Below are 11,829 nucleotides of genomic sequence, written 5' to 3' on the forward strand. Positions count from 1 at the left end.
GATCGACCAAAGCGGGATTCCTTTGGACTTGCGGAGCCCACATCTGCGGAGAAGCTCCATAACTTTGTAGTCCTTAAAGAACTTTTCAACAGAACTGGCAATTTTAGGTTCGTTCTTAGTATCGAATAATGGTAAACTAGACATAGCACAAGCCTTTCGTTTGATACTGATGATGTTTTGGTCGACTTAATTATATCAAGCGAACAAAGTCCTTGTGCTTTTTTATTGGCTAAACTATTGAATTTTCAAGGTACGAGCCCACGTTTGCAAGTGGGAAGTTTAAGTAATGTAATGGTATTTTCTGGCAGAAAGGTTGCATTATTGTGGCTACAGTTGTAAACTAATAAGTGTTAAGAGGCTACAAATGTAAACTTAGAATTCAATTAATGGAGGAAGCCAATTGAAGGATGGATGCAAAGAATGTAACCATCACCGATTCTGAATGGATGGTTATGAGAGCAATTTGGACAATGGGACATGCGACTAGTCGTTAACTAATCGATGCTATGAATGAATTAGAAGGCTGGTCAGCTTCAACAACCAAAACGCTACTTCACAGGTTGATTCAAAAACAGGCGGTTGCGCAGCATGGCGGCAGTGGCAGATGATTTGTTTGACCATATGTGTGCGATGCGGGCTGGCTCAACAATTGCCGGCGTTATTCAGTCAAGGGAACTCTCACGGGCGGATATTGCGAACTTACAGGCGATTCTAGCTGAAAAGGCCAAAACAGCGCCCGAGGAAGTTCAGTGTAACTGCTTGCCAGGTGATCAAACGTGTTAAGACTGTGGTGTTCTGTTTACTTTTAGGATTGCTGCACAAAAATCCGGAATCTGGGATTTCTGATGGCGGAAACTTATGAATTTTTGTCGTAATTCTCATTCATATAGTGGCATGGTGCTCCGCAAAGCAGAAGCCTAAATATAAGAACCTGGTGGAAAAATCCCGAGCCCGGGGATTTCCACACAAGGAACTTATATTCCGGCTTCTAACCGCTTTGCTACGCACACTTATTTTTAGGGGGTAGATAATCATGGCAAATAAAGAGGACCATATGAACATGAAAAACATGAGTGCTAAGAATATGGAAAATAATGAATCAAATATGAGTCATATGGATCATGATGACATGAAAATGGATCACGATATGACCGAAACGGATCATAATCAAATGAACATGGACCACGATATGGCCGAAATGGATCACAGCCAAATGAACATGAATCACGAAACTATGAATATGAGTGGGATGAATCACGGTGATATGGATATGGCTGGGACCGACATGATGATGCACGGTGGCTCAATGATGCATATGGGGAATTTGAAAGTTAAATTTTGGGTCTCCGTTGTCTTAGCGATTCCAGTTTTACTGTTAGCGCCAATCATGGGTTTAAACGTTTCCATCCTTAGTTTCAGTTCACCGCTAATTGTTGGCATTATCATCGTTTTGTTTGATACAGCACTTTACTTTTATGGCGGAATGCCATTTTTAAAGGGGGCTAAAGCGGAAATTCAGAATAAATCTCCTGAAATGATGACGCTAGTAACCCTTGGAATTTCCGTTTCGTATTTCTACAGTTTGTACGCATTTATTGCCAACAACTTCTTGAACCCGGCAAATCATGTAATGGATTTTTCGTTCGAACTTGCAACCCTGATTTTAATTATGCTTCTAGGACACTGGATTGAAATGAATGCATTGATGGGGGCTGGGGATGCCTTACAAAAGATGGCGGCCCTGTTGCCTAAGACAGCCCATCTAGTTACAGATAATGGTGAAACAAAAGAAGTGCCAGTATCTGATTTAAAAGTTGGTCAAACTGTCCAAGTGCGTTCAGGTGAGAGTATTCCAGCCGATGGTGTTATTACGGCTGGGGAGTCGACCGTGAATGAAGCACTGGTAACCGGTGAATCTGCTGCCGTTACCAAGAACGTTGGCGATAAGGTCATTGGTGGTACAACCAACAATAACGGGACGCTAACGGTTAAAATTAGTGGTACTGGTGACTCCGGCTATCTTTCTCAAGTAATGAAAATGGTTCAAAATGCCCAGCAATCTAAATCTAAAGCAGAAGATAAAGCTGATTTAGTTGCCAAGTATCTATTTTACGCGGCACTTGGTGTTGGGATTATTGCTTTCTTTGCCTGGTTACCCCAGGGATTAGAGACTGCAATGACGATCATGGTGACCGTCTTCGTGATTGCTTGCCCGCATGCGTTAGGATTAGCGATTCCATTAGTGGTTTCTCGTTCTACTACGATTGGCGCTCAAAATGGGCTATTAGTTCGAAATCGCCAAGCCATTGAAGCAAGTCAACATGTTAGCCACGTTCTCTTGGATAAAACTGGCACGTTAACAGAAGGTAAATTTACGGTGAATGCATTGATTCCAAATGATGGGATTGACGAAACAACGTTATTAAGCCGACTGGCCGCCCTTGAAAATAATTCGACTCATCCGCTGGCCCAAGCAATCATTGCTGAAGCCCAAGCGAAGGACATTGAAGTCGTTGCGGCTGAAAAGTCTCAAAATATTCCGGGCGTTGGTATTTCCGGTAATGTTGATGGCACTGACTATATGATTGTTAATGGTAACTATTTAACGAAGCAAGGGATTAGGTTTGACGAGGCCGCTGCTGATAAATGGGCTGCTAAGGGTAATTCCGTCAGCTTCCTATTGCAGGGCACCCAAGTTCAAGGAATGGTTGCTGAAGGCGACACCATCAAAGCGGGTGCTAAGGAATTAATTAGTGGTCTTCAGAGGCGAGGAATTACCCCCGTAATGCTCACTGGCGATAATCCAAAAGCCGCGGAACACGTTGCTAACTTACTAGGATTGACTGAATTTCATGCAGGCCTATTACCAGATGATAAGCAAAAGATTATTGCTGATTATCAAGCAAAGGGCAATCACGTCATCATGGTTGGTGACGGCGTAAATGACGCACCAAGTCTTGCCGCGGCCGATATTGGAATTGCAATTGGCGCCGGAACCGATGTTGCCATTGATTCCGCTGATGTTGTGTTGGTTAAATCAGAACCCAGCGATATTTTACATTTTCTTGATTTGGCTAAAATCACAAATCGGAAAATGGTTCAAAATCTCTGGTGGGGAGCAGGCTACAATATTGTCGCAATTCCACTCGCTGCCGGTGTGTTGTCATTTATTGGAATCATTCTAGACCCAGCCGTTGGTGCTGCGGTCATGGCGATGTCGACAATTATCGTGGCAATTAATGCGATGGGATTGACTGATGAAAAGATTAAAAACGTGTAATTAAGTGATGACAAAAAGAGGAGAAAGATCAGCTGGTAGTCTGGCCTTTCTCCTCTTTATGATCATCATGTTAATTACTTAAACTTCCCACACCAAAAAGAACTATGAAGCCTTGAAAACTCAATAGTTTAGCCAGTAAATATTCAATTAAGCTGCTAGTGATGGCTAGTGATGGCGATATAGACTCTTGCATGTACTTCGGGAGGCGTGAAATGAAAGCGTTGGTGAACCTTTCCATCTGCTCTTCTGTCGGTTGGAAGATCTCTTTCGCACTCTCGAACATGGCTTCCACCAGGATTTGTAGGGAGTGGCTGATATTACGCGTGGTGCTAGTTGAAGAAGCTGAATCCATATCTCTGTAGGATGTAGCTGATATTGTAAGTTAGTACAATTATCTCGACAGTTTGTTGGAAACCATCTACACTTCTTGCAAGTATATTTTCAATCCCGTAGTACTTTAGTACAGAAAACACACTCTCGATTGTTCTGCGAATTGCCATTAGCTCTCTTTTGTTATGCTGCTTAGCACCCTTCATATTTTTCCGATAAGGTGTCCACAGTATATAACCGTCTATCTTGAGGGCATCGTGCAGTCGTTTGCCTATATAACCTTCATCGCCTAAGATAAAGTGCCCTTTGGGACGGGTACTGAGAATCAGCTCTTCTGCTTCTTTTGCATCGTGGATTGATTCCTTGGTGATTAAATAGCCAAGAACATACCCGTCCTGAGATACGGAAAAATGGCCTTTAAAACCGTAGTAGTAAAACTTTTTGGTTGAGTTATAGCCAATGTTGGCTGTTCCTTCAAACACCTTAGCTCTGCGGTTTCTGATTGGCTGACACAAAGGCATGGGTAGACTGTCAATGATCATATACTGATTGGACAGATCGACTCTTGACTTCAGATCGTTGACGATCTGAGCAGTGATGCCAAGAAGCGCTCTAGCCCTGCGATTAAAACGAGACCTAGAAAGACCACAAAGTCCCCAGCAACGGGCAAATCTGCGCTGAGAAGATATACCTTCCTCAGCTTGCCAGACAAGTAATGCAATGATCTCGTAGTCTGGAACCTTTACCAGACTGGTATTGCGGCGGTGAGTTAACCGAGATGGGGCGTACTTGTAATAAAGTTTCTTGCAGATTTTCGACAAAGTTCTAAACTCTACTTGCAAATGGTGACTATAAGGTTTACACCGGTATTGTAACTAGAGTTATTACTCAATAGAGATGAGATAGAGAGGGAAAAACATGAGCATCAAAAAGATTGTTAAGCTGGCTATCCTTCCAGCATTACTGCTTGCTTTATCACAAACAGGCCTGCCAAGCACTATGGCGGACGCATTGACCACGGCAGCTGTAGCGCAAACTGCCGCAACTGCCAAAAATGCTGATGTAGCAACCACCGCGGCGACTGCTGAAAAGGCAGCAGGGGACGGCGCCCTTGGTGAAGGCTGGGGAGTAATCCCAGGTATCCCAGGTATCCCAAGCAAGCCAGGAGTTCCAGGTAAGCCAGGCGTGCCGGGCAAGCCGGGCATTCCAGGCTACGGGTCTCTTGCATCAACTGCAGCTACCGCGGCCACTGCCGCAACTGCCGCAACTGCAGCTACCGCGGCCACTGCCGCAACTGCCGCAACCGCGGCTACGGCAGCGACTGCAGCCAAGGCTGTTAAGGTTAAGTAGCCCCCATTACTTCAAAGGGGATGTTGATTTTATCAACCAGACAATTTTTGAAATATCACTTACGGGCGTAATCATTTATCTGCTCTGGGTCTTCTTGCTTCTGGCCGCCGGGCAAAACGGCAAGTCAATTGAACTTGAGCCCCTGTTAGCCAAGGGCTACCAGTTGATCCTGCTGGTTCCGGCCATGAATGAAGAAGGCATCATCGAGCAGACTATGCGCCTGTTTTTAAGGGAAACAGCGAATTTCCCCAATGTAAAAATGGTCATCATCGATGACGCGTCCAGTGACGACACGGCCTTGCTGGTCAAAAATTTTAGCAAGCAGGCTGGCGGCAGGATTCAGCTACTGCAAAGGCAGCTGCCCCAGGCCCAGACAGGCAAGGGCAATGCTCTTAACTGGGCCTACCAGCAAGTTATTCTGGAAAGCAGGGACCGGGATCATTTGATCTGCGGCGTTTTGGACGCGGATGCCTACATGGCGGAAGAAAGCTACCAGAAGGTTATCCAGTATTTTGCCCAGGATGAAAAACTGGACCTGCTCCAGACCAGGGTGGGGATGCTGGAGACCAGAAACTGGCTGCAGATCATGCAGGACATTGAGTTCACGGTCATCAACGACTTGATTCAGAACACCAGAAACCGCTTAGGCAACGCGGCGGCTTCCGGCAATGGCCAGTTTATCCGGGTTTCCTCGGTGACGGCTCAGCGGCCATGGGGCAACGCCTTGTTGGAAGACTTTGAGTTCAGTACCCGTTTTTTAATGGAGGGGAAGAAGACTTTGTATGCCGGGGATGCGGTGGTTTATCAAGAGGCCATCGACAAACTCCGTCCCTTTATTAAGCAGCGGGCCAGATGGACGCAAGGGGGGCTTGACTGCCTATTTGGCTACTGGAGCCGGGTGCTACGGAGTCCTTTTATCAATTTGCCAGCTAAGGCGGAGATGACTTTTTACATGCTGATACCTTTTATCACGCTATTTACGGGTATCGCCAGCCTGGCTGTCTTCGTCTTCACCTTGGTCAATTTCGATGACTACTGGCCGCTCTTAGCGGTGATCGAGGGGATTAATTTGCCCTTTAACGCCTACATCATCGTGCAGTACCAGCGGGCAAGCCATACCAGGCAATATGGCTTGCTGGTTTGGACCGTGATAACTTTTGGTATTTACAATTACTTGCTTTACCCGGCGATCGTGATCGCTTTTTTTAAAAAATTAGCGGACGGACTAACTGGGTTAAGACGACACATGGAATTAAGAGAAAAATCGGGAGGAAAGTCTCATGAAAAAATGGAAGTAAACTTTAGTGGTGGCTAGTGCCACTTTAGGGATGTTCTTTGCCTTTGGCAGCAGCGTTAAGGCTGATGATGTAAACGATAAACGACGCGGCTAACACGACTGCCGTGCAAGTGCAAAAAACGCAAACTGCAACTGAACAGACTACTAGCACTAGTTCTGACACGGCTGCTACTGCAAGCAAAGCTACTGAAGCAACGACTGCCAGCGAAGCGACTACTGCAAGCCAAGCTGCTGAAGCTACTACTGCCGACACGGCAAGCAAGGCTGAAACCGCGGCAACTTCAGAGAAGTTAGCTAGCGATCTGGCTGAAACTGCTGCTACTGCAGGTACTGCAGACACTGCAGGTACTGCCGGCACTGCAGGTACTGCAGGTACCGCAGGTACTGCCGAAACCGCCCCAACTGCCCCAACTGCGCCTACTGAACCAAGCAAGCCAACTACTCCAACTTGCCAGCGTTACGTTGTGGTTGTAATTATCCGGGTTCACTACTACAGCTACCGCAGCTACAGCTGCCGCCCATTCTTCGCAGCGAACCGTTGCTTCCGCTCCTGCGCTTGGATGCCATTCTTCTTCTAAGCCAGCAGCTCTGACTTAAGTACATTTTTTTGGCTCTACGTCAACTAGCGTTGAAGAATAAATTTATCATTTGAGGCGGTTCTCCATTTGGGGAGCCGTCTTTGTCATGTTATGCCGTGATTTGGTAGATTCGTTTGAAGAAGTTCAGCTGATTCTTGAAGCCAAAACAGGATCGTTTGAGTGACTTGATGAGGCGGTTAACCCCTTCGATCGGACCGTTGGAATAAGGGCTGGTGACATCGGCGAGAACAGCGACTTTGTGTCGCTTAAGCGTCGCGATCGTCATGTCCATTGCCGTACCGTTTGGCTCGTAAGTAGCTAACAGGTTTGCCAGTTCCGCGGGATGTTTCTTCACCATCAAAGCATCATGAAGCGCTAAGTAGGTCTCGTAGGTTTGCTTGAGCTTGGGCTCAGTATCAAGTGCGATATCGATGGCCTCCTGTTGCGTGACGTCTTCATTCAAACCAAACAGGAACTGTTTGTGTTTAGCGTCAGGCGCAGTTTGATGAAAAAGCCGCCAGTTTGTCTTCATGATCTTATAAGGACGGCTGTGCTTGTCATCAAGCTGTTTGAGCGCTTGGACGCGTACCTGATCAAGGGCACGAGCCGCAAGTTGAATGATATGGAACCGACCAATGACGACTTGGGCCTTGGGGAAAACCTCATGAATAATCGTCTGATAAGCTGCATTCATGTCCATGGTGACCGTCTGGACCCGAGTGCGTTCAGCGAGTGAATAATGAGCGATGAAGAAGTTTTTAATCGTGCGATTGAATCGGCCACCAAGCAAGGCAATCAGACGATGTGAATCGGCATCAAGACAGATAAACGACATCATGCCATGAGTGGAACGGAACTCATCAAAGCAGAGTCGCGTGGGTAGCCGGCGAGCCGGTCGGAGTTTGAGATTTTGATCAATGATCCGTTGAACCGAGGAGGCTGAGATTCCGATAATACGGGCGACGGTTTTGACCGGCAACCGTTCATGCGCTAACTTCATGATTCGTTCTGTCATGTGAGCGGCGATCGTGTGGCTGGGTTGCACGAGTGGCGTCTTGGCACTGACTGTGTGGTAACAGTTATGACAGCGCTATCGTTGCTTGTGCAAGTCAATGACTGTCGGCATTTCAACCCCGTTGAGGACGCGCACGTGGGCCGTGTAAAACCCGTTAGGGTGCAAGGCCCCAAAGCCACAAAGCCACACAGTGGGCACCGGGTTAACCGGTAAGTCAGCTCGGCATCAATCACATGATACTGGCGGCGACGTACCCCGTTGCCGCGATATTCATGACGAACAAAGGCTACTTTGATATTATGGTCTGGTATTCCAAGGACGGACAGTGTAGGATCGTATTGGGACATTTACTCATAACCTCGCTTGCTTTTGGTTTCGACGCTAACAAGCATAGCATGGACACTGAGTAGGTGTCTTTTTGCGTTATCCAAAAAGGGCCTATACGTTCAGTGTTGATTATTTCTCAACACCAGAAAGTGTAGACCCATTTATTTTTTCCTTGATTGGTGGTATTTCAATGCTATCGATTAAATCATTAAAACGTTAGTAAGATTTTTTTAGCAATCCTTATTTAAAGTTAAGGATTGCTTTTTGTTCTCTTCAGTTGCAATCGCTTGCAACTTGCACCTATCCTCTGCTATACTTGTGCCAACAATGGTAATTGTTTATTCACCTAAATTTAGGATAGAGGTAATTAAATGACTGAAAGTTATCAATTTGATGTTTTGTACTTAGGCGCGGGGCATGGTGCCTTCGACGGGGCGGTTCCACTAGCTAATAGTGGTAAAAAAGTCGCCATTATCGAAGCAGACAAAATCGGGGGAACTTGTCCAAACCGTGGATGCAACGCGAAAATTACGCTGGACAACCCGGTTCAACTTTTACGCCACCAAGAACGCCTTGATGGCATTGTAAATGGTGACTTAAAGCTGGATTGGACTGCCAATGTAGAACATGAACACGAAGTCATCGACGGCTTGCCGGACATGATTACTGGTTTACTCGACTCTGTTGACATCGAAATTATTCACGGTCGTGGAAAATTTGTTGATGATCACACCATCGAAGTGGATCAACAGCGCTACACCGCTGACAAAATCGTGATTGCAACGGGGCTACGTCCCCACCATCTAGATGTTATGGGCTCAGAACTTACGCATGACAGTACCGATTTTATGAACCTCAAACAGCTTCCTGAAAATATCGCAATTATTGGCGCGGGCTATATCGGCATGGAATTTGCCACGATTGCCAATGCTGCCGGCGCGAACGTCACTGTACTTTTACGCCATAATCGGGCGTTGCGCAAATTTAATCAAGATTACGTAAAACAAGTCATTGCCGACCTCGAAAAACGAGGGGTGAAGTTCATTTACAACGCTCAGGTGGATCGTTTTGAGGAAGACGGTTCTCATTTTACCGTGTCTTATAACGATCACGAAACCCTCACCACCGACTGGATTTTGGATGCTACCGGACGAATTCCTAACATCGAAAACATCGGATTAGACGAAGTAGGCGTTAGTTACAATGCTAACGGGATCGAAGTTAACGATCATCTTCAAACTAACATTGATAACATCTATGCTTCTGGTGATGTGCTTGATAAAGAACAGCCTAAGCTCACTCCGACTGCGATCTTTGAATCTAGTTATTTAACCCAACTTTTCACAGGAAAGACTACTGACGCAATCAACTATCCGCCCATCCCAACCATTGTCTTTACCTCACCACAAATCGCACAGGTTGGTATGAGCGTCGAAGAAGCTCAGCAAAATCCTGATTACACCATTAAAACTAATCATCTTCCTGACGGATGGTTCCGCCAAGTTGATAAGGAAACAATTGGTGATAACACCTTGATTTACGATCAAGACCATCATCTTGTAGGAGCAGCTGAAGTTAGTGAACATGCTGCCGATGCAATTAACGTTTTATTACCAGCAATTGAGTTTCAATATACAGCTGAACAACTAGGCCGCATCGTACCTCTCTTCCCTACTTTGGGAGCGGACGTCTGGTCACAGATTTAAAAAAACGCTGAGCCTCTTTTAAGGAGACTCGGCATTTTTTATTATTCGCCGATTGTAAAATTAAACTGAACACTGTTGAAACCTATAAGCTGAACATTCTTAATGATCCAGATGCAAAGACTGTCTACTGTGAAGACGTTCGCAAGTTTAATCTAGATGACGATGAGAAGCTTGGAAACATTGATGCTTTAATTTTCGGTTTTCCATGTAATGACTACTCAGTGGTGGGGAAGCACAAAGGTCTTGAAGGGACTTATGGTCCACTTTATAGCTATGGCGTACACGTTTTGAAGAGATATCAGCCTAAAGTTTTTGTGGCTGAAAACGTTGGTGGGCTGACTTCGGCAAACCAGGGTGAAGCCTTCATTCAAATTTTGAAGGCATTGCAAGAAGCTGGTTACACTCTGACACCAAACTTTTACAAGTTTGAACAGTATGGCGTTCCTCAGATGCGACACCGTATCATTATTGTTGGGATCAGAAACGACTTAGCGGAAAAGGGGATCAAGTTCCATGTCCCAGCACCGACTACGCCAAACCCATCTAACTACAAGACGGCGGGTGAAGCATTGACTAATCCACCGATTCCAGCTGATGCGCCAAACAATGAAATGACTCATCACAACAAACGTACTGTTGATATGCTTAATTATATCCCCGAAGGTGGCAATGCATGGTCGTTGTCTATTCCAGAAGAATTGCGTTTGCATGTTAAGGGGGCAAAACTCTCCAACATTTATAAGCGTTTGACCTTCAATAAACCGTCTTATACGGTAACGGGTTCTGGCGGTGGTGGCACTCATATGTATCACTGGAGTGAAAATCGCGCTCTAACAAATAGAGAGCGTGCGCGTTTACAGACTTTCCCAGATGACTATGTATTTGTTGGTGGGAAAGAAAGCGTTCGTCGCCAAATCGGTATGGCGATTCCGCCAGAGGGGATGAAGCATGTTTTGATGGCCGTGCTTAAGACGTTTGCAGGCGTAGATTATCCGAGTGTTGAACCTACTGAGCGTTTACAGCCAGAAATCCTCTTCAATGTCAGCGGTAGCGAAGTCGCAAACTTAGTTAAACATTAATAGAGCATAAGAAAACTGTTTCCGGTAAGAGCTGGAAACAGTTTTTTGTATGTATTCAGACTAAGTTTAGGCGAATTCCGTCACGTCTTTGACATCATAACGGACAGTATCTGGAACAACTTCACTTGGGTCCGGTTTGCCATCTTCATAGTTCTTTTTGGTGTGGGAAGTTTAAGTTATATCGCTTTCTCAGCGTCAGCAATGCCAACTTAGGCGAATTCCGTCACGTCTTTGACATCATAACGGACAGTATCTGGAACAACTTCACTTGGGTCCGGTTTGCCAATGGAGATGGCCATCACTGGAATGTATTGTTCTGGGTCCAGGCCAAATTCTGCTGCAGCCTTGCTTGCATCATAGCCAGCCATTGGGTTGGTTTCGTAGCCGTGTTCACGGGCAACCAGCATCAGTTGCATGGCAACTAGTGAGGCATCAACCATTGCGTCTGCAACTAACATTTGCCGGTCAGCCTTTTCATAAAGTGGAAGGAAGGTGTTAACCGCGGCATCGCGTGCTTCTGGAGTTACCTTCTTTTCTTCTACCATGCCATTCCACAGGTCACGATACTTCAGATATGACTTAGTGTTACCGAAAACCATGATCGTGGCTGGAGCAGTGTCAACTTGAGGGTAATTGAACGGCATTAAGAAATCGTGAAGCTTCTTCTTGCCTTCTGGAGTGTCGACAATAACAAAGTGCCAGGACTGCAGGTTGCAGGCACTTGGAGCAGAGATAGATTCATTAATGATTTCCAGCAATTCGTCACCGGAAATCTTCACGCTGGAATCATAGTGCCGGATAGACTTTCTGTTTTGCATGATATCTTTAAAATCGTTGTTCATTTTATTACCTCAAAGAATGTACGAT

7 protein-coding genes and 5 pseudogenes are annotated in these 11,829 nt (G+C 45.7%); 7 read left to right on the top strand and 5 right to left on the bottom strand.

The window, feature by feature from the left end; all coding sequences use genetic code 11:
• A pseudogene (locus DS743_RS09295) lies at positions 1–144 on the bottom strand (transposase); the annotation flags it as partial.
• Between the two features lie 263 nt (positions 145–407).
• On the opposite strand from DS743_RS09295, the pseudogene DS743_RS08760 reads away from it, so the two are divergent.
• Both DS743_RS08760 and DS743_RS08765 read left to right on the top strand, forming a co-directional pair.
• A pseudogene (locus DS743_RS08760) lies at positions 408–783 on the top strand (BlaI/MecI/CopY family transcriptional regulator).
• 250 nt (positions 784–1,033) lie between these two features.
• On the top strand, positions 1,034–3,280 hold the full coding sequence (locus DS743_RS08765; protein WP_035184923.1) for a heavy metal translocating P-type ATPase: 2,247 nt from the start codon (positions 1,034–1,036) through the stop codon (positions 3,278–3,280).
• Between the two features lie 166 nt (positions 3,281–3,446).
• On the opposite strand, the pseudogene DS743_RS09300 reads toward DS743_RS08765, so the two are convergent.
• Together DS743_RS09300 and DS743_RS08770 are read right to left on the bottom strand one after the other, a co-directional pair.
• Positions 3,447–3,590, bottom strand: a pseudogene (locus DS743_RS09300) (IS4 family transposase); the annotation flags it as partial.
• Positions 3,591–3,609: 19 nt separating this feature from the next.
• Positions 3,610–4,452 (bottom strand): IS982 family transposase, encoded by an 843-nt coding sequence (locus DS743_RS08770; RefSeq protein ID WP_051977321.1) that lies wholly within the window; start codon positions 4,450–4,452, stop codon positions 3,610–3,612.
• A 76-nt stretch (positions 4,453–4,528) separates the two neighbouring features.
• Between DS743_RS08770 and DS743_RS08775 the strand changes: the two genes are divergently transcribed.
• From DS743_RS08775 to DS743_RS08785, 3 genes are all read left to right on the top strand, one after another.
• The gene (locus tag DS743_RS08775; protein ID WP_231128253.1) at positions 4,529–4,960 is read left to right on the top strand and encodes a hypothetical protein; all 432 of its coding nucleotides are present in this window, start codon (positions 4,529–4,531) and stop codon (positions 4,958–4,960) included.
• Positions 4,961–5,054: 94 nt separating this feature from the next.
• Positions 5,055–6,275: a glycosyltransferase family 2 protein gene (locus DS743_RS08780; protein WP_231128254.1), complete on the top strand. Its 1,221-nt coding sequence runs from the start codon at positions 5,055–5,057 to the stop codon at positions 6,273–6,275.
• Positions 6,276–6,367: 92 nt separating this feature from the next.
• A complete protein-coding gene (locus DS743_RS08785; protein WP_155760724.1) occupies positions 6,368–6,835 on the top strand; it encodes a hypothetical protein in 468 nt (155 codons plus the stop codon).
• Positions 6,836–6,944: 109 nt separating this feature from the next.
• Here the strand turns inward: DS743_RS08785 and DS743_RS08790 are convergent.
• Positions 6,945–8,197: pseudogene (locus tag DS743_RS08790) on the bottom strand (ISL3 family transposase).
• Positions 8,198–8,548: 351 nt separating this feature from the next.
• Between DS743_RS08790 and DS743_RS08795 the strand changes: the two are divergent.
• Together DS743_RS08795 and DS743_RS08800 are read left to right on the top strand one after the other, a co-directional pair.
• A complete protein-coding gene (locus DS743_RS08795; protein ID WP_035184932.1) occupies positions 8,549–9,883 on the top strand; it encodes a dihydrolipoyl dehydrogenase family protein in 1,335 nt (444 codons plus the stop codon).
• Positions 9,884–9,930: 47 nt separating this feature from the next.
• Positions 9,931–10,962: pseudogene (locus DS743_RS08800) on the top strand (DNA cytosine methyltransferase); the annotation flags it as partial.
• Positions 10,963–11,171: 209 nt separating this feature from the next.
• Here the strand turns inward: DS743_RS08800 and DS743_RS08805 are convergent.
• A complete protein-coding gene (locus tag DS743_RS08805; RefSeq protein ID WP_035184921.1) occupies positions 11,172–11,804 on the bottom strand; it encodes a nitroreductase family protein in 633 nt (210 codons plus the stop codon).
• Between the last annotated feature and the right edge of the window lie 25 nt (positions 11,805–11,829).

Origin of the sequence: Lactobacillus leichmannii (assembly GCF_024701915.1) — a bacterium.
In the GTDB taxonomy this organism is placed as follows: Bacteria; Bacillota; Bacilli; order Lactobacillales; family Lactobacillaceae; genus Lactobacillus; species Lactobacillus delbrueckii.

Bases quoted from the DNA above. Each gene is read 5' to 3' on its own strand.
- DS743_RS08765 (WP_035184923.1), top strand. From the start codon at position 1,034: ATGGCAAATAAAGAGGACCATATGAACATGAAAAACATGAGTGCTAAG.
- DS743_RS08775 (WP_231128253.1), top strand. From the start codon at position 4,529: ATGAGCATCAAAAAGATTGTTAAGCTGGCTATCCTTCCAGCATTACTG.
- DS743_RS08795 (WP_035184932.1), top strand. From the start codon at position 8,549: ATGACTGAAAGTTATCAATTTGATGTTTTGTACTTAGGCGCGGGGCAT.
- DS743_RS08805 (WP_035184921.1), bottom strand. From the start codon at position 11,804: ATGAACAACGATTTTAAAGATATCATGCAAAACAGAAAGTCTATCCGG.